Origin of the sequence: Curtobacterium sp. MCPF17_003, assembly GCF_003224385.1 — a bacterium.
Taxonomy (GTDB): domain Bacteria; phylum Actinomycetota; class Actinomycetes; order Actinomycetales; family Microbacteriaceae; genus Curtobacterium; species Curtobacterium flaccumfaciens.
On the sequence record NZ_QKLC01000010.1, the window covers coordinates 86,595 to 103,731 of the forward strand.

At 71.5% G+C, this 17,137-nt stretch carries 16 protein-coding genes and 4 tRNA genes; 6 read left to right on the forward strand and 14 right to left on the reverse strand.

Annotation, left to right across the window (positions count from 1 at the left end; all coding sequences use genetic code 11):
• Positions 1-58: 58 nt before the first annotated feature.
• Both secE and DEJ30_RS11470 read right to left on the reverse strand, forming a co-directional pair.
• The gene (gene secE, locus DEJ30_RS11465) at positions 59-322 is read right to left on the reverse strand and encodes a preprotein translocase subunit SecE (protein ID WP_371830607.1); all 264 of its coding nucleotides are present in this window, start codon (positions 320-322) and stop codon (positions 59-61) included.
• A 35-nt stretch (positions 323-357) separates the two neighbouring features.
• A tRNA-Trp gene (locus DEJ30_RS11470) sits at positions 358-430 on the reverse strand.
• A gap of 152 nt (positions 431-582) precedes the next feature.
• Between DEJ30_RS11470 and DEJ30_RS11475 the strand changes: the two genes are divergently transcribed.
• A complete protein-coding gene (locus DEJ30_RS11475) occupies positions 583-1,809 on the forward strand; it encodes a pyridoxal phosphate-dependent aminotransferase (RefSeq protein ID WP_110861540.1) in 1,227 nt (408 codons plus the stop codon).
• Between the two features lie 103 nt (positions 1,810-1,912).
• Here the strand turns inward: DEJ30_RS11475 and DEJ30_RS11480 are convergent, their stop codons facing one another.
• The 3 genes from DEJ30_RS11480 to DEJ30_RS11490 are packed head-to-tail and all read right to left on the reverse strand — an operon-like array spanning position 1,913 to position 3,815.
• Positions 1,913-2,941 carry a UDP-N-acetylmuramate dehydrogenase gene (locus DEJ30_RS11480; RefSeq protein WP_110861542.1) on the reverse strand — a complete coding sequence of 343 codons (1,029 nt, stop codon included), beginning with the start codon at positions 2,939-2,941 and terminating at the stop codon, positions 1,913-1,915.
• 2 nt (positions 2,942-2,943) lie between these two features.
• Positions 2,944-3,369, reverse strand: a complete 426-nt coding sequence (locus DEJ30_RS11485; RefSeq protein ID WP_110861544.1) for a MaoC/PaaZ C-terminal domain-containing protein — start codon at positions 3,367-3,369, stop codon at positions 2,944-2,946.
• Positions 3,366-3,815, reverse strand: coding sequence for a MaoC family dehydratase N-terminal domain-containing protein (locus DEJ30_RS11490; protein WP_083404408.1), 450 nt, complete (start codon positions 3,813-3,815; stop codon positions 3,366-3,368). Before DEJ30_RS11490 ends, DEJ30_RS11485 begins: the two co-directional genes overlap by 4 nt.
• 131 nt (positions 3,816-3,946) lie before the next feature.
• Here DEJ30_RS11490 and DEJ30_RS11495 point away from each other — a divergent pair, with 131 nt between their 5' ends.
• Both DEJ30_RS11495 and DEJ30_RS11500 read left to right on the forward strand, forming a co-directional pair.
• Positions 3,947-4,345, forward strand: a complete 399-nt coding sequence (locus DEJ30_RS11495) for a hypothetical protein (protein ID WP_071406316.1) — start codon at positions 3,947-3,949, stop codon at positions 4,343-4,345.
• A 112-nt stretch (positions 4,346-4,457) separates the two neighbouring features.
• Positions 4,458-6,353: an ABC transporter ATP-binding protein gene (locus DEJ30_RS11500; protein WP_110861546.1), complete on the forward strand. Its 1,896-nt coding sequence runs from the start codon at positions 4,458-4,460 to the stop codon at positions 6,351-6,353.
• A gap of 127 nt (positions 6,354-6,480) precedes the next feature.
• On the opposite strand, the gene DEJ30_RS11505 is transcribed toward DEJ30_RS11500, so the two are convergent.
• From DEJ30_RS11505 to DEJ30_RS11525, 5 genes are all read right to left on the reverse strand, one after another.
• Positions 6,481-6,554, reverse strand: a tRNA-Met gene (locus DEJ30_RS11505).
• A 32-nt stretch (positions 6,555-6,586) separates the two neighbouring features.
• Positions 6,587-6,658 (reverse strand) — tRNA-Thr (locus tag DEJ30_RS11510).
• 93 nt (positions 6,659-6,751) lie between these two features.
• Complete coding sequence (locus tag DEJ30_RS11515; protein ID WP_110861548.1) at positions 6,752-7,927, reverse strand: M23 family metallopeptidase; 1,176 nt, start codon at positions 7,925-7,927, stop codon at positions 6,752-6,754.
• A 149-nt stretch (positions 7,928-8,076) separates the two neighbouring features.
• The gene (locus DEJ30_RS11520; protein WP_110861550.1) at positions 8,077-8,907 is read right to left on the reverse strand and encodes an inositol monophosphatase family protein; all 831 of its coding nucleotides are present in this window, start codon (positions 8,905-8,907) and stop codon (positions 8,077-8,079) included.
• Between the two features lie 58 nt (positions 8,908-8,965).
• Positions 8,966-9,050: transfer RNA gene (locus DEJ30_RS11525), tRNA-Tyr, on the reverse strand.
• Positions 9,051-9,212: 162 nt separating this feature from the next.
• Between DEJ30_RS11525 and DEJ30_RS11530 the strand changes: the two genes are divergently transcribed.
• Positions 9,213-9,701: a YajQ family cyclic di-GMP-binding protein gene (locus DEJ30_RS11530; protein WP_017888627.1), complete on the forward strand. Its 489-nt coding sequence runs from the start codon at positions 9,213-9,215 to the stop codon at positions 9,699-9,701.
• A gap of 33 nt (positions 9,702-9,734) precedes the next feature.
• Positions 9,735-11,195 (forward strand): cardiolipin synthase, encoded by a 1,461-nt coding sequence (gene cls, locus DEJ30_RS11535; RefSeq protein ID WP_110861552.1) that lies wholly within the window; start codon positions 9,735-9,737, stop codon positions 11,193-11,195.
• 36 nt (positions 11,196-11,231) lie between these two features.
• Here the strand turns inward: cls and DEJ30_RS11540 are convergent, their stop codons facing one another.
• From DEJ30_RS11540 to DEJ30_RS11555, 4 genes are all read right to left on the reverse strand, one after another.
• Positions 11,232-12,407: a heparan-alpha-glucosaminide N-acetyltransferase domain-containing protein gene (locus DEJ30_RS11540; RefSeq protein ID WP_110861554.1), complete on the reverse strand. Its 1,176-nt coding sequence runs from the start codon at positions 12,405-12,407 to the stop codon at positions 11,232-11,234.
• A 5-nt stretch (positions 12,408-12,412) separates the two neighbouring features.
• Positions 12,413-13,786: an FAD-dependent oxidoreductase gene (locus tag DEJ30_RS11545; protein WP_071247400.1), complete on the reverse strand. Its 1,374-nt coding sequence runs from the start codon at positions 13,784-13,786 to the stop codon at positions 12,413-12,415.
• An 83-nt stretch (positions 13,787-13,869) separates the two neighbouring features.
• Positions 13,870-14,946 carry a polyprenyl synthetase family protein gene (locus DEJ30_RS11550; protein ID WP_027466355.1) on the reverse strand — a complete coding sequence of 359 codons (1,077 nt, stop codon included), beginning with the start codon at positions 14,944-14,946 and terminating at the stop codon, positions 13,870-13,872.
• Between the two features lie 31 nt (positions 14,947-14,977).
• Positions 14,978-15,769, reverse strand: coding sequence for a demethylmenaquinone methyltransferase (locus DEJ30_RS11555; protein WP_017888622.1), 792 nt, complete (start codon positions 15,767-15,769; stop codon positions 14,978-14,980).
• A gap of 86 nt (positions 15,770-15,855) precedes the next feature.
• Between DEJ30_RS11555 and DEJ30_RS11560 the strand changes: the two genes are divergently transcribed.
• Positions 15,856-17,115 (forward strand): isochorismate synthase MenF, encoded by a 1,260-nt coding sequence (locus tag DEJ30_RS11560; protein ID WP_071247401.1) that lies wholly within the window; start codon positions 15,856-15,858, stop codon positions 17,113-17,115.
• Positions 17,116-17,137 lie beyond the last annotated feature (22 nt).

Below are 17,137 nucleotides of genomic sequence, written 5' to 3' on the forward strand. Positions count from 1 at the left end.
CGCCGTCTCGGGCGACCGTACTCCTCGGAACGACCGCACACGGCAGTCGACGTCGGGGTCAGGCCGTGGGCCCGTTGCCGAAGACGTACCCGACGCCGAGACCGAACACGAAGTCGAGGATCGACACCAGGATCATCATGACGACGACGAACACGAGCACGACGCCCGTGTAGCTGAAGAGTTCCTTGCGGGTCGGCGTCACGACCTTGCGCAGTTCGCCGATCACCTGGCGGATGAAGAGCACGATGGCAGCGATGGGCCCGCGGCGCTCGGCCCGGTCCTGCTTCGCCTTGGCGACAACGTCGTCCGCCGTCGTCTCCATGTCTTTGCTCGCCAACTTCTACCCTTCCAGAGTTGCAGGGCGGACAGGACTCGAACCTGCAACCTGCGGTTTTGGAGACCGCTGCTCTACCAATTGAGCCACCGCCCTTCGCAACACGGTTCGTCACCGATCCGCGTTCCGGTGGACGAGTCTACGGGAGTCCGTCACACGGTGTCCACTTGGCCCCTTCCACGGCGTGCCGCGCCGGTAGGCTGGGCCCCGTGAGCACCGCAGCCCCAGGCCCCGAGTCCACCGCCCACGTGTCCGTCGACACCCTCGCCACCGCGCCGGCCGATCGCCCGCGCATCGCGTCCCGCATCGCGGCCATCGCCGAGTCCGCGACGCTCAAGGTCGACGCGAAGGCCAAGGCGCTCAAGGCCGCCGGGCGTCCGGTGATCTCGTTCGCCGCCGGCGAGCCCGACTTCGCGACCCCGCAGCACGTGGTCGACGCGGCCGTCGCTGCCGCGCAGGACCCGAAGAACCACCGCTACACGCCCGCGACCGGCCTGCCCGAACTCAAGCAGGCCATCGCCGACAAGACCGCCAGGGTGTCCGGCGTCACCGTCGAGCCGTCGCAGGTCATCGTCACGAACGGTGGCAAGCAGGCGGTCTACCAGGCGTTCCAGACCATCGTCGACGCCGGCGACGAGGTCCTGCTGCCCGCGCCGTACTGGACCACCTACCCCGAGGCCATCCGGCTGGCCGGCGGCGAGCCCGTCGAGGTCTTCGCCGGCAGCGACCAGGACTACCTGGTGACGGTCGACCAGCTCGAGGCCGCCCGCACCCCGGCGACCAAGGCGCTGCTGTTCTGCTCGCCGTCGAACCCCACGGGTGCCGTGTACTCCGCCGAGCAGACCCGGGCCATCGGCGAGTGGGCGCTCGAGCACGGCATCTGGGTGATCAGCGACGAGATCTACCAGGACCTGGTGTACGACGGGGTCCGCTTCGCCGGCATCCTGGCCGAGGTCCCCGCCCTCGCCGACACCACGATCCTGGTGAACGGCGTCGCGAAGACCTACGCGATGACCGGCTGGCGCGTCGGGTGGTTCATCGGCCCGACCGACGCCGTCAAGGCCGCGTCGAACCTGCAGTCGCACCTGTCGTCGAACGTCTCCAACGTGTCGCAGCGCGCCGCGATCGCCGCCCTCACCGGTCCGCAGGAGCCCGTCGCCGCCATGCGCGAGGCCTTCGACCGCCGACGGAAGGCCATCGTGGACGGCCTCAACGCGATCCCGGGCTTCCGCACGCCGACCCCGCAGGGCGCCTTCTACGTCTACCCGGACGTCACCGCACTGCTCGGTCGCGAGTGGGCCGGCACCACACCGACGACCACGCTCGAGCTGGCCGACCTGATCCTCGAGCACGCCGAGGTCGCGGTCGTGCCGGGTGAGGCCTTCGGCCCCTCCGGCTACCTGCGCCTGTCGTACGCGCTGGGCGACGACGACATCGCCGAGGGCGTCGCCCGGCTGGCGGAGTTCTTCGCGTAGCCCCTTCGGATCCGCAGAACGGGCCACCTCGCCGAGGTGGCCCGTTCGCACGTTCCGGGAGGCCCGTGGTGCGCGGTGCGCATCCGTCCCGTCGCGCGGACGATCAGCCGAGCAGGTCCCCCACCACGACGGGTTCCGGGACGAGCGAGACACCGAACCGGTTCAGGACGGTCACCTGCACGAACCGTGCGAGCTCGGCCACCTGCGCGGCCGTCGCCCCGCCGCGGTTCGTCAGCGCGAGGGTGTGCTTCGACGAGATCGCCGCACGGGAGCCCGGCACCGCGTAGCCACGGTGGACGCCGGCGTGCTCGATGAGCCACGCGGCACTGAGCTTGACGTCGTCGCCCGCGGGCCAACGGGGCGCATCCGCCGGCAGGGTCTCGGCGAACGCCGGCGAGACGATCGGGTTGGTGAAGAACGACCCGGCGCTCCAGGTGTCGTGGTCGTCCCCGTCGAGCACCATGCCCTTCGAGCCGCGCAGCCGCAGCACCTCGTCGCGGACGGTCGTGGGCGGCACGAGCGCACCGAGCTCGACCCCGAGCGAACCGGCGAGCTGCGCGTACCGCACGGGCACACCGTGCTCCCCCGCGAGCCCCAGCCGGAACTCGACCGTCAGCACGACACCGCGCCGACCGTGCTTGAGGGTCGACGTGCGGTAGCCGAGCGCCAGCTCGGCTGCCGGGACCCACGTGCGCTCCCCCGTGACCGCATCGAGGAACTCGACGCGGGTGAGCACGTCGGCGAGTTCGACCCCGTAGGCGCCGATGTTCTGCACCGGGGACGCACCGACCGTGCCCGGGATGCCGCTGAGGGCCTCCAGGCCGGTCCAGCCGTTCGCGACGGTCGTGGCGACGAACGGGTCCCACGGTTCCCCCGCGGCGACGCGCACGGTGACGCCCTCGGCGTCGCGGTCGGCGTCGACGCCCGTCGTCCGGACCAGCACGACGGTGCCGTCGAAGCCCTGGTCGGCGACCAGCAGGTTGCTGCCGCCCCCGAGGACGAGCCACTCGTCGTCGTCGAAGGCGTCGAGCGCGTGGGCGACGAGCTCGTCGGTCGTCGTGGCCGTGAGCAGCCGGGTGGCGGCCCCGCCGACGCGGAGCGTCGTCAGGTCGGCCAGCACCGGCTCGGACACGGTCAGCGGAACACCACCGTGACCTGCGCCTTGCCGAGCACGGTCTGCCCGGCGGCGGTCACGGTGAGGTCGATGCGCTTCGGCCGGCCGTCCTCGTCGACGGTGCCGACCTTCGCGACGATGCCGACGGTGGCACCCTGCTCCGGGTCGACGACGACGGGGCGCGTGAAGCGGACGCCGTAGCCCGTGACCCAGCCGCTGTCGCCGAGCCACTCGGCGACCGGCTGCACGGCGATGCCCATCGTGAGCATGCCGTGGGCGAGGACACCGGGCAGGCCGACCGAGGCGGCGACGTCGTCGCGGTAGTGGATCGGGTTGAAGTCGCCCGAGGCGCCGGCGTACCGGACGAGCGAGTCGCGCGTGATGTGCACGTCACGCTCGGCGACGACGGTGCCGACCTCGAGCGCGGTGGCGGGTGCGGCGGTCATGCGTCGTCTCCTCGGACCACGAGGGTGGAGGTCGCCGTGACGACGTGCTCCCCCTCGGCGTCGTTCATTGTGCTCTGGGCGGTGACCATCGCGTTGCCGCCGAGGGTCTTCACGCTGGTGACCGTCAGGGTCGCGGTGAGCTCGTCACCGGCGACGATCGGCCGGTCGTAGGTGAAGGACTGCTCGCCGTGGACGACGCGGGAGAAGTCGATGCCGGCGTCGGGCTCGTTCAGGAGCTGCGCGAGCGTGGCCTCCTGCACGACGACGGCGAACGTCGGGGGCGCGACCACGTCGGCGTACCCGGCGGCACGTGCGGCGCCCGGATCGTGGTGGACGGGGTTGGTCGCGAAGACCGCACGCGAGAACTCGCGCACCTTCTCGCGGCCGACCAGGTAGGGCTGGGCCGGCGGGAACGTCCTGCCGACGAGCTCGGGGTTCACTGACACCACGGCAGTCTACCGAGGCCTGTCCGGGGGCCTGCGATCCATGAGAACGCATCAGCTAGGCTGTCTGAGACCGGTTCGGGGGAATCGGGGCGTGCCGTGCGGCACGGGTTCGTTCGGGACGGGGAGGGCCGATGGACACCACGACGGAGTTCGCGGTGCACACGGGAGACCGGTGCACCGCGATGGAGGTCGCGGCCGCTGCGCTGCGCCGCACGGGCCACCACGTCGAGTCGACGGGTGGCACGATGACCGCGACGGCGGGCAGCCGGACCCTCACCATCCTGCTCGGTGCGCTCGTGCAGCCGGCCCGGGAGTACCGCCGGTACGAGCTGTCGACCGTCGTGGACGGTGCCACCACCACGATCACCCTGCGCCGGGCCGGGCACGGCACGGCCGTGTCCGGCGGCAGCATCGGGGCGAACCGTCGACGGGCCGCCTGGCAGCAGGTCACCGCCGCGGTCGAGGACGCGTTCCGTGCGGCCGGGGTGCTCGCGACGCGCACGGACACCGGCTCCCACCGCACGCAGTAGGCGGGCCCGACGGCCTCCGGCGGGTGGCCGTGCGGCGCACCGTCCCGGGAGCGGTCACCGAGCACCCGGCCAGCCATCTAGGTTGGGCCAGGGGCCCCGGAAAGGAACCGCCATGAGCATGGAGAGCGCAGCCTGGAGCTCGCTGTACAAGATCTCGTCCGCGCAGGGCGGCAAGCACGGGTTCTCCCGCGCGTCCGTCCGGCGGATCCTGACGTTCGCGGTGCCGTACCGGGCGAAGCTGCTGGTCTTCATCGGTCTCTCCGTCGTCGGCGCCTTCCTCGCGGTCGCGACGCCGGTCCTCGCCGGTCAGGTGGTCGACGTCATCGTCGCCCGCGGTGAGGTCGCGACGATCGTCCGGCTGGCCGTGGTCATCGCCCTGGTGGCCGTGGCCGACGCCGCCGTGTCGCTGACGACGCGGTGGTACTCGGCGCGGATCGGCGAGGGCGTGATCCTGGACCTCCGCACCGCCGTCTTCGACCACGTGCAGAAGATGCCCATCGCGTTCTTCACCCGCACCCGGACCGGTGCGCTCGTGAGCCGCCTCAACAACGACGTGATCGGCGCCCAGCAGGCCTTCAGCGGCACGCTGTCCGGCGTGGTCACGAACCTCGTGGCGCTGATCCTCACCCTGATCGTCATGCTCAGCACCTCGTGGCTCGTGACGGTCCTCGCCGTCGTCATGCTCCCGGTCTTCCTGGTCCCCGCGCGCCGGATGGGCAGCCGCCTCGCCGCCCTGCGCCGCGAGGCCGCCGACCACAACTCCGCGATGAGCACCCAGATGACCGAGCGCTTCTCGGCTCCCGGCGCCACCCTCGTCAAGCTGTTCGGCCGACCCGACGAAGAGGCCGAGGAGTTCCGCGTCCGTGCCGCCCGGGTCCGCGACATCGGTGTCCGGACCGCGATGCTGCAGTTCGTCTTCTTCACCGCGCTGATGCTCGTCTCCGCGCTCGCCCTGGCGCTCGTCTACGGGCTCGGCGGCTTCCTCGCGCTCGCCGGCCGGCTGGACACCGGCGAGGTCGTCACCCTGGCACTCCTCCTCACGCGGCTGTACGCCCCGCTGACGAGCCTGGCGAACGCGCGGGTGGAGATCATGAGCGCCGTGGTCAGCTTCGAGCGCGTCTTCGAGGTGCTCGACCTCGAACCGCTCATCCGGGAGCAGCCCGACGCGGTGACCATCGCCGACGGCCCCGTCTCCGTCGAGTTCGACGACGTCCGGTTCGCCTACCCGTCTGCCGACAAGGTGTCCCTCGCCTCGCTCGAGGAGGTCGCCACGCTCGACACCCGCGGCGGCGAGGAGGTGCTGCACGGACTGTCCTTCCGGATCGAGCCGGGGCAGACCGTCGCCCTGGTCGGCTCGTCCGGGGCCGGCAAGTCCACGGTCGCGCAGCTGCTCGCGCGCCTGTACGACGTCGACAGCGGCGCGGTGCGCCTGGCCGGGAAGGACGTCCGCGACGTCACCTCCGCCTCGATGCGGCACACCCTCGGCATGGTGACGCAGGACGGCCACCTGTTCCACGAGACCATCCGTTCCAACCTGCGCTTCGCACGGCCCGAGGCGTCCGACGACGAGGTGTGGGACGCCGTCCGCCGTGCGCGGCTCGAGCCGCTCATCCGGTCCCTCCCCGACCAGCTGGACACGATGGTGGGCGAACGCGGCTACCGGCTGTCCGGGGGCGAGCGCCAGCGGATGACGATCGCCCGGCTCCTGCTCGCCCAGCCACGCGTCGTCATCCTCGACGAGGCGACGGCGGCACTCGACTCGACGTCCGAGGCAGCGGTGCAGGCTGCGCTCGGCGAGGCGCTCGAGGGGCGGACGGCGATGGTGATCGCGCACCGGCTCTCCACGATCCGCAGCGCGGACATGATCCTGGTGGTCGAGGACGGCTCGATCGTGGAGCGCGGCACGCACGACGAACTGCTGGCCGCGGGTGGCCGGTACGAGGAGCTGCACCGCACCCAGTTCGCCGCGCAGGAGAACGTCGCGGCCGATGTGCAGGCGGCAGACTGAGCGCGCGGTGGGCGGAACCAGCAACCGAGGCGGAACCGGCAACCGAGGTGGAGCCGGCAACCGAGGTGGAGCCGGCGACAGAGAAGGCCCCCTGACCCAGGGATCCTGGACGAGAGGGCCTTGCGTGTAGCGAGGGCGGGACTTGAACCCGCGACCCCACGATTATGAGTCGTGTGCTCTAACCAACTGAGCTACCCCGCCAGAGATCCGGAGCGGCACGCGCACCGGGTCGGAGCCCCGAGTCAGGATTGAACTGACGACCCCCTCCTTACCATGGAGGTGCTCTACCACTGAGCTATCGGGGCGATGTGCCGCGAACGGCACCACACGAGGATAGCAGACCTCCGACGCTGCTCCGGAACCGGGCGAGACGCCCGGGCGTGCCGCGCCGTCGGCCGCTAGTTCGCGTTGGTCTGGAGCCACGCCAGCGGGTCCACCGGGACCCCGTCGACGTGCACCTCGAGGTGCAGGTGCGGACCCGTGGAGTTGCCCGTGCTGCCGACGAGACCGAGGATGTCCCCGACCTCGACGTGCTGGCCGGTGACGACCTTGAAGGAGTTGTCCTCCATGTGGCCGTAGACGCTGACGAACTGCTTGCCGTCCACGTCGTGCTCGACCCAGACGTCGTTGCCGAAACCGCCGTCGTTCGCCTGCACCTTGATGACGGTGCCGGCGGCGATGACGCCGATCGGGGTGCCCTCGCCCGGGGCGAAGTCGATGCCCATGTGGTTCGTCGAGCAGAACGAGCACCCGGCGACCTGGCGCCCACCGAACCCCGAGGTGATCGGGACACCGGTCAGGAACGGCCACTGGATCGTGCCGGTCGGGTCGTTCGTGAAGGTCGAGGAGTCGACGTTCGCGTACTGCGTGGCGTCGGACACGGTGTACTGGTCGCGGGCGGTCGAACCGTCGGCCGAGGCACCGACCTGCATCGACTGGGTGGCACCGTCGACGGTGGCACGGGCCGCCGTCGAGCCGGAGGCCGGGACCCAGAGCGCCTGGGCCGGCAGTGAGGTCGAGACGACCAGGCCTGCTGCGAACAGCAGTGCGCCGACCGCGGTCACACGGGATGCAGCACGGCGGAACGACGCGCCCTGCTTCGGGGACCGCGCTGCTGCAGGGGTCGTGGTGGCGGTGGACCGGATGTGACGGGTCGCGCGGTCGACCGGGGTCTTCGTGGTCGGACGGCCGCGGCGGCGCGATGCGGGGACCTGCCCCACGACACGACGCGGCTGCGACGCCGAGGCGGCGGAGGCAACGGGAGCGACCCGCTGGGCCTGCACGACGGGCGAGGTGGGTGCGGGCGGCGTCGCGATGCGGGAGGCCGGGCGTACGGGCGATGCCGGTGCGAGGTCGATCGGCGACACGGGGGCGGCCGGGGTCCCCGGGGTGGCCGCGCCGATCACGTCGTCGAAGCTCGGACGCGTCGAGCCCTGTCCCTCTTGCACCACGACCGCGCCCTTCGCCGCTGCTCGCTCCGCCTCGATCCGAGCGCGTCGGGTCAGGTGGACGACCGGGGTGGCGGCGTCGACGGAACCGTCGGTGGGAGCGGGGGACAGAGGAGTACGGGGCATGCGTGCGGTGGCGATCCTGATCGGGGAAGGGCTCGCTCGATGGTAACGAGCAGATAACGGGACCAGAGCACGCTAGCAAACGTCGTGGCACGTCGCCAGTCGTGGTCATGTCCACCCGGCACCCCCCAGACCTGGGGACCGGCGCGTCGTCAGGCCCGCACGGCTCCGAGCACACCCGCCTCGAGCCCGCGCACCAGGGCCTCGAGCTCGTCGACGACCGCCGGGCTCGCGAACAGGAAGGAGCGGGTCCCTCCGGCCTCCCAGATGCGGATCGCCGCGCCGGCCTCCTGCGCGACGAGGGCACCACCGGCCATGTCCCACGGGTTGATCCCGCGCTCGTAGTACGCGTCCACCACTCCCGCCCCGACGGCGCAGCAGTCGAGCGACGCCGCTCCCCCACGGCGGATGTCCCGCACCTCGCCGATGAGTCCGGCGAGCACCGCGACCTGCTCACGGCGACGGTCGGCCGTGTACCCGAACCCGGTGGCGACGAGCGTCTCGGCGAGCGAACGGGGCGCGGCGACGGACAACGGTTCCCCGTCGCGGTTCGCACCCTGGCCGACGGCCGCGCGGAAGACGGTGCCCGTCGCCGGAGCCACGACGACGCCCGCGATCGGTTCCCAGGTCATCGGGTCGGGCGCGCCGCGCACGACGCCGATGCTCACGCCGTACTCGGCGCTGCCGTACAGGTAGTTGACCGTGCCGTCGATCGGGTCCACCACCCAGGTGATGCCCGAGGCACCCGAGGCCGACCCGGACTCCTCGCCGTGGAAGGCGTCGTCGGGGCGGGCCTCGGCGATGCGGGCGCGGATGAGTGCCTCGACCTCCCGGTCGGCGGCCGTGACCACGTCGACGATGCTCGACTTCCGGTCCGCGACCTCGACCCCCTCGGCGCGGCGGCGTGCAGCCAGCGCCGCTGCGTCACGGGCGATCGACTCGGCGAGGTCGGCGAACTGGGACGGTGTGGGGTCGGATGCCATGCACCCATCCTCCCGGAAACACCATCGGCCCCGTCCGCAGTGGACGGGGCCGATCAGATGGTGGCAAGTGAGGGATTCGAACCCCCGAAGGCTACGCCGGCTGATTTACAGTCAGATCCCTTTGGCCGCTTGGGTAACTTGCCATGCGCACCCAGCCGGTGTGATCACCAACCGAAGGCGCGCACAAGAGCATAGCCGATCCGGAACGGTGCTCGTGACCATCGGCCCTGGACGCGACCACGCACCCACCAGGGCCCGCGCACGGGGGCCGGACCGGGCCTCCCGTCCGCCGTTAGGCTGTCGGCATGGCAGACAGTTCCTTCGACGTGGTCAGCAAGGTCGACAAGATGGAGGCGGAGAACGCCCTCAACCAGGCGGCCAAGGAGATCGAGCAGCGGTACGACTTCAAGGGCGCCGACGCCTCGGTCGCGTTCAGCGGCGAGGACGTCCTGATCAAGGCGAACTCGGAAGAGCGCGCCAAGGCGGTCCTCGACGTGCTGCAGAGCAAGGCGATCAAGCGGAACATCAGCCTGAAGAGCCTCGACGCCGGCGACCCGTACCCCTCGGGCAAGGAGTACCGCATCGAGGTGAAGTTCAAGAACGGCATCGAGCAGGACGTGGCGAAGAAGATCGGCGCGTTCCTGCGGGCCAACGCCCCGAAGACGGTGAAGAGCCAGATCCAGGGTGACGAGCTCCGCGTCTCGTCGAAGAGCCGTGACGACCTGCAGAACACGATCCAGCTCCTCAAGGGTGAAGAGTTCGACGTCCCGTTGCAGTTCATCAACTTCCGCTGACCCGCGGCCCCTGCGAACGACACCCGACACCCCGTGGAGCACTGGCTCAGCGTCGTCATCACCGTCCTGCTCGTCCTGCTGGACCTGGCGATCCGCGTCTTCTCGATCATCTACGTCCCGATCAACCGGAAGCCGCAGACCGCGACGGCGTGGCTGCTCGCGATCTTCCTCATCCCCTACATCGGCTTCATCGTCTTCCTGGTCATCGGGTCGACGAAGCTCCCCCGCGCCCGTCGCGAGAAGCAGACCGAGATCAACGCGTACATCCTCGAGCAGACCGAGGGCATCGAGCGGGTCCGCCGTGACCACCCGTGGCCCGCGTGGCTCGAGAGCGTCACGCGGCTGAACCGCGAACTCGGCGCGATGCCGTTGGTCGGCGGCAACTCCGCGGAGCTCTACCCCGACTCCGAGGAGTCCATCGCCGAGATGACCCGCGCGATCGACCAGTCCCGACGGTTCGTGCACGTCGAGTTCTACATCGCGACGCTCGACGACACGACGCGCCCGTTCTTCGAGGCGCTCGCGCGGGCGCAGGGCCGTGGCGTCACCGTGCGGTTCCTGCTCGACCACTGGGCGAGCCGCGGCTACCCGGGCTACAAGGACACCCTGGCGTTCATGGACCAGGCGGGCATCGAGTGGCACCTGATGCTGCCGCTCCTGCCGCTGCAGGGGAAGTTCCAGCGGCCCGATCTCCGCAACCACCGGAAGATCATGGTGATCGACGGCTCGGTCGCGTTCACCGGCTCGCAGAACCTGATCGACGCGTCGTACGACATCAAGTCCCACGTCGAGAAGGGCATGGTCTACAAGGACCTGTTCGCCCGGTTCGAGGGGCCGGTCGTCGCCGGGCTCAACGCCCTGTTCGTCACCGACTGGTACAGCGAGACCGATGAACTGCTGCTGCGCGAGAGCGACCCCGTCCAGCGGGCAGACCGCGGCGATGCGCTCGACTGCCAGGTGGTGCCGTCCGGCCCGGGCTTCGACGGCGAGAACAACCTGCGCCTGTTCAACGCGCTGCTCTACTCGGCGCAGCAGAAGGTCTCGATCACGTCGCCGTACTTCGTGCCGGACGACTCGATGCTCTACGCCATCACCACGACGGCGCAGCGCGGGGTCGACGTGGAGCTGTTCGTCGGTGAGATGGGCGACCACGCGATGACCTGGCACGCGCAGCGCTCGTACTACGAGGAACTCCTGCGGGCCGGCGTCCGGATCTGGCTGTACCGCGCGCCGACGATCCTGCACGCGAAGCACTTCACGATCGACGACGAGGTGTCGGTGATCGGGTCGAGCAACATGGACATGCGCTCGTTCAGCCTGAACCTCGAGGTCTCCGTGATGGTGCGCGGTCACCGCTTCGTCGACGCCCTGCGCGAGGTGCAGGACTCCTACAAGGAGCACAGCTTCGAGCTCACGCTCGACGAGTGGGTCGACCGTCCGCGCCGGTCCAAGGTGCTCGACAACGTCGCGCGGCTCACGGCGGCGCTGCAGTAGCCGCCTGGAGGCCCGGTGCGGCTCCGCCAGGTGCGCTCAGCGCATCGGGACGAGGGACGCCAGGGCCCCCACCACCCGCTCGAGCGGGCCGCGGCCGAGGAACCGCCGCCACAGCATCGCGAAGACCACCGAGCCGAGGGCGAACCAGCCCCAGGCCTCGGCCGACTCGGGGGAGGTCGGCAGCATCGCGATGACCACGAGGTGCCCCGAGTACACCGTCAGCGGCATCGAGCCGACCGCGGCCAGGGGGAACGCGATCCGCTCGGCGACACGCCCGCGGCCGTCGAACACGAGCAGGCAGAGAGCGATGACGGCGACCGCCACCCCGGCCGTCCCCACCACGTCGACGACCGACGACGAGTGGTCACGCGGGGACAGGAACAGCTGCGCGAGGGCCTGGCCGGGGGTCGAGGCCCCGCCCGCGTACGGGACCCCGGGGAACGCCAGGGCCGCGTCGTGGGGCAGCGGGGCGAGGACCGACCCGGCGACGTACGCGGTGGCGGCGACCAGTGCGCCGGACGCCAGGAGCACGACCTGCTCGCCACGGTCCTCTCCCCACCGGCACGGCCCGTACGCCGCTGGCGCGTCGTCCGGGAACCGGCGGCGTGGGCCCAGGCCGGCCCGGGCGACCGCGAGCCCCACCAGGACGTACGCCAGGAAGGTGACCACGGGGTAGACCAGGCCGAGCTGGACGCCGATCATGCCGGCGTCCGCGTAGACCGGCGCGATCGTCAGCGCGGCGAGCGGCGACAGCACCGCGCAGAGCGCGGCGATGCCGAGCAGCGCCGCCGGTCGGAGGCGGAGCACCGGGACCACCAGCAGGAACAGCACCCCGTAGGTCGGCAGGATCACGTACACGGGGGTGTCGAGCGCCATGAGGGCGAACCCGATGACGACGACCACCACGGCGCGGATGGCGAGCCGGGCACGGATGCGGCCGATGGCGGGCGGGCCGGGCGGGTCGGTGCGGCCGCTCGTCAGGCCGATCGAGACCCCGGCGAGGACCGCGAACAGCGTGGACGGGCGACCGTGGGCGACGGCGGTCCAGGTGGCGGGGTCGGTCCAGTCGAGCTGATCCGCGATCCCGCCGACGTGTGCGGCCATCATGCCGAGCAGCGCGACCGCACGGGCCACGTCCACGCCCTGCAGCCGTGACCCCGACGCGGACGCGCCCCGCACCGCGGTGGGCGGGACGGGGCGCGTGTCGGTCATGGTCGTCAGCTGGTCGGGGTGTCGACGCGGCCGAGCGAGACGTCGATCATCTCGTCGCGCGGCACCACCTTGATGCGCTCGCGCCCGTCGACCGCACCGAGCGCCTGCTCGTGGGTGTCGAGGTGGTGCCAGCCCTCGAGGTCGGTGTACTCGACGCCGCGCTCGCGGAGCAGGGCCGGGATGGCCTCGTCGGACGGGTCCTCCGGGGTCCACCAGCTCGCCTGGTCGTTGACGATGTGCTGCACGGTCTCCATCGCGTCGGACTTCGTGTGTCCGATGAGCCCGACCGGACCGCGCTTGATCCAGCCGGTGGCGTACACCCCGGGGATCTGCTGGTTGTCGTCGTCGAGGACCTGGCCCTCGTGGTTCGGGATGACACCGTGCCGCTCGTCGAACGGCACCCCGGGCAGCGGGGAACCGAAGTACCCGACCGCGCGGTACGCGGCCTGGATCGGGATCTCGCGGATCTCGCCGGTGCCCTCGACGCCGCCCTCGCCGTTCGGACGGGTGCGCTCGTAGCGGATGGCGGTCAGCTTGCCCTGCTCGTCGCCGACGAACTCGATCGGCTTCGCGTAGAAGTGCAGGTGGAGCCGGCGGCTGGCCTGGCCGACCTCGCGCGTGCGCCACTGCTCGAGGACACGGTTGATCACCATGACCTGCTTGTTCGTCGCGATCGCGGTCTTCGACGCCTCGTCGTGGTCGAAGTCCTCGTCGTAGACCACCATGTCGACGTCGCGGACCTCGCCGAGCTCGCGGAGCTCGAGCGGCGTGAACTTCACCTGCGCCGGGCCGCGGCGGCCGAAGACGTGCACGTCCGTGACCGGCGATGCCTTGAGGCCCTCGTACACGTTCGCGGGGATCTCGGTCGGCAGCAGGTCGTCGGCGTGCTTCGCCAGGATGCGCGAGACGTCGAGGGCGACGTTGCCGACGCCGATGACCGCGACGCTCTCGGCGTGCAGCGGCCAGGTGCGCGGGACGTCGGGGTGGCCGTCGAACCAGCTCACGAACTCGGCTGCGCCGTACGAGCCGTCGAGGTCGACGCCGGGGATGTCGAGGTCGGCGTCCTTGATCGCACCGGTCGAGAACACGACCGCGTTGTAGTGCTTCTTGAGGTCCTCGAGGGTGATGTCCTCGCCGTAGCGGACGTTGCCGAACAGCCGGACGACACCGCGGTCGAGGACGTCACGCAGGGCGTTGATGATGCCCTTGATGCGCGGGTGGTCGGGGGCGACGCCGTACCGGACCAGACCGTAGGGCGCGGGGAGCTGCTCGAACAGGTCGATCGACACGTCGTAGCCGTGCGCCTCGCGCAGCAGGATGTCCGCGGCGTAGATGCCGGCCGGGCCGGCGCCGACGATGGCGAGTCGGAGGGTGGGCACTGATCGTCTCCAGTTCGTTCGGGTGGGGGTTCCCGGGGGCCTCCCGACCGGGCCGCCGTGGGCGTGCGCGTCGGGAGGGGTGTTCAGCGGCTTCGGTCGACGACGGAGTCCGCGAAGCGGGTGAGTGCCCGTTTCACGGTGCCGTCGGGGAGCGGGGCGAGGGCGGCGACGGCTTCGCGGGCCCAGGCGACGGCGACGGCGCGGGTCGCCGCGGTCGCCTCGTGTTCGCGGAGCGCGGCGACGGCCGACTGGTACGGCGCGGAGTCGACCACGTCGTCGGGCGCACCGTTGACGTCGCGCTCGATGCGCTCGACCAGGTGCTGCGCGGACGGATCGGTCGCGGCCATCCGGCGCAGCTGCAGGACCGGCAGGGTGTCCACGCCTGCGCGCAGGTCGTTGCCGGCGATCTTGCCCGTCTTGTCCGTCGCGGGGGCGAGGTCGATGACGTCGTCGACGAGCTGGAAGGCCACGCCGACCTTCTCGCCGAAGGTACCGACGGCGTCGAGGTAGGCGCGGTCGGCACCGGAGAACATCACGCCGGCGCGTGCCGCGGTGGCGATGAGCGAACCGGTCTTGTCGCTGAGCACCTGGATGTAGTGCTCGAGCGGGTCGTCGTCCGGCTGCGGCCCCGTCGTCTCGTGCAGCTGCCCCATGCAGAGGCGCTGGAAGGTCTCGGCCTGCATCCGGATGCCCTCGGTGCCGAGGTCGGCCGTGATCAGGCTGGCGCGGGCGAAGAGCAGGTCACCGGTCAGGATCGCCACGTTGTTGCCGTAGGTGATCTGCGCGGCGGGGACCCCGCGGCGGACGGGTGCCTCGTCCATGACGTCGTCGTGGTACAGCGACGCCAGGTGCGTGGTCTCGATGCTCACCGCGGCCTTGACCACGGCGTCGGTCACGCCGTCACCGAGCTGGGCGATGAGGAGGGTCAGGGTCGGGCGGATGCGCTTGCCACCGGCGGACAGCAGGTACCGGCTGGTGGTGTCGGCGAGGGTGTCGGTGGAACGCATGGCGTCCTCGAGCCCCTGCTCGACGAGTTCGAGCCCGTCGTCGACCGCGGAGATGAAGCGTCGGTCGGCGGGCGTGGCGAACAACCGCTCGCCGATGCCCAGCGATGCGCGCAGGCTCGGCGCGCGACGTGCGACCGGGACGCTCGGATTCAAGTGCTGCTCCGTCTTCGGGGGTGGTGACCGGTCAGTCGGCGGCCGGGTCGACGCGCGGCTGCTCGCCGGTGTTCTGGTGGTCACGGCGGGCCTTCGCACGCCGTGCCGCGGACTCGCGCACCGTGTCGGCGACGGGCTTGCGGCCACGGTGCAGTGCGACGATACCGGCCGTCAGGTTGCGGTAGGCGACCACCGAGAAGCCGACACCGCGGAGCCACTGGGTGAGCACCTGCTGGTCGGGCCACGCGTCGATCGACTCGGCGAGGTAGCGGTAGGCGGCCGGGTTGCTGCTCGAGAGCCGCGCGATGCCCGGGAGCACGCGCTTCAGGTAGGTGCCGTAGCCGAAGCGCAGCAGGGCGCGGGGCGGCGTCGAGAACTCACAGATGACGACGCGGCCACCGGGCTTCAGGACGCGCAGCATCTCGGCGAGCGCCTGCTTCGGGTCGTTCACGTTGCGCAGCCCGAACGAGATCGTGACGGCGTCGAACGTGTCGTCGTCGAAGGGCAGCTGCTCGGCGTCGCCCTCGACGAAGGTGATCTCGGGGTGGCGTTCACGGCCGACGGCGATCATGCCGGCGGACAGGTCGAGCGCGGTGACCTCGGCGCCCTTCTTGGCGAAGGCCGCCGCGCTGGTCCCGGTGCCCGCGGCGATGTCGAGGACCTTCTCGCCGGGCTGCGGGTCGACCGCGCGGACCGTGGCGACACGCCACAGCGGGGCGTTGCCCGCCGACAGGATGTCGTTCGTGAGGTCGTACTTGGCCGCGACGTCGTCGAACATCGCCGCCACCTCGTCCGGGCGCTTGTTCAGGTCCGCTCTGCTCACACGATCAATCCTAGAGGTCCCGACCGAGCGTTCACCGGACTCGCAGCCACCCGGGCGGTGCGGGATCGGCGCGTAGCATCGGAGCCGTGACCCGAACCACCACGGCGGCGCCCCCGCTGACGGTCTCGACCCGGATCCTCGACGACCCGGGCGCCGTCCTCCGCCACACGCTCCGCGACCGTCCCCTCGCCTTCGTCCGGAACGGCGACGGCATCGTCGGCATCGGCGAGGCGCTCCGGTTCACCTTCACCGGCCCCGACCGGATGCGTGACGCCGCGGCCCTCTGGCGCAGCGTCGTCGAGACCGCCGTCGTCGACGACCCGGTGCAGCTGCGCGGTTCGGGGCTCGTCGCGTTCGGGTCGTTCGCCTTCGCCGACGACTCCGCCGACGAGAGCGTGCTCATCGTGCCCCGGGTGGTCCTGGGTCGGCGGCGCGGCAAGGCCTGGCTGACCGCGATCGACACGACGCTCGGCGCGGAACCCCTGGCCTTCACCCGGACCTCGGTCCCGGTCCCCCACGTCGGGCCGCACGTCTCCGTGGCGCTGCGTCCCGGGCACATCGACGAGGACACCTACGCCGCCAACGTGTCCGAGGCCGTCCGCCGCATCGTGTCAGGGAGCGCCCGCAAGGTGGTGCTCGCCCGCGACCTCGTCGGCACGCTGCCGCCGGGAGCCGATCGACGGGCGGTCCTGCTCGACCTCGCGGCCGCGTACCCGCAGTGCGTGACCTTCGCGGTGGACGGGCTGATCGGCGCCACCCCCGAGACGCTCGCCCGCACCGACGGCACGCGGTTGACCGCACGGGTGCTCGCCGGCAGCGCCGCCCGGGGCACCGACGAGGTGTCCGACCGGGCCGCCGCCGAGGCCCTGGCCAGCAGCGCCAAGGACGTCGAGGAGCACACCTTCGCGATCGACAGCCTGCTCGCGGCCCTCGCCCCGCTCGCGACGGACCTGCGCGCCGACGCCGAACCGTTCCGGCTGCAGCTGCCGAACCTGTGGCACCTGGCGACGGACGTGCAGGCCACGCTGCCGCCCGACACCACGTCACTGGACGTCGCCGACGCCCTGCACCCGACGGCCGCGGTCGCCGGCACCCCGACCGACGTGGCCGTGCGGTTGGTCGCCGAGCTCGAGGGCGTCGACCGCGGCCGCTACGCCGGGCCGGTCGGCTGGATGAGCGCGACGGGTGACGGCGAGTGGATGCTCGCGCTCCGCAGCGCCCGGATCGACGACGACGGCACCGTCCGGGCCTGGGCGGGAGCCGGGATCGTCGCCGGTTCGGAGCCCGCGCGCGAGGTCGCCGAGACGGCCCTGAAGTTCCGGCCGATCACCGACGCGCTGGCCTGAGGCAGCCGCCGCGACGGCGGTC

Coding starts and splice junctions, on each gene's coding strand:
- DEJ30_RS11485 (WP_110861544.1), bottom strand. CDS start 3,369: ATGACCGCCGCACCCGCCACCGCGCTCGAGGTCGGCACCGTCGTCGCC.
- secE (WP_371830607.1), bottom strand. CDS start 322: ATGGAGACGACGGCGGACGACGTTGTCGCCAAGGCGAAGCAGGACCGG.
- DEJ30_RS11495 (WP_071406316.1), top strand. CDS start 3,947: ATGGACACCACGACGGAGTTCGCGGTGCACACGGGAGACCGGTGCACC.
- DEJ30_RS11520 (WP_110861550.1), bottom strand. CDS start 8,907: ATGGCATCCGACCCCACACCGTCCCAGTTCGCCGACCTCGCCGAGTCG.
- DEJ30_RS11540 (WP_110861554.1), bottom strand. CDS start 12,407: ATGACCGACACGCGCCCCGTCCCGCCCACCGCGGTGCGGGGCGCGTCC.
- DEJ30_RS11515 (WP_110861548.1), bottom strand. CDS start 7,927: ATGCCCCGTACTCCTCTGTCCCCCGCTCCCACCGACGGTTCCGTCGAC.
- DEJ30_RS11530 (WP_017888627.1), top strand. CDS start 9,213: ATGGCAGACAGTTCCTTCGACGTGGTCAGCAAGGTCGACAAGATGGAG.
- DEJ30_RS11500 (WP_110861546.1), top strand. CDS start 4,458: ATGAGCATGGAGAGCGCAGCCTGGAGCTCGCTGTACAAGATCTCGTCC.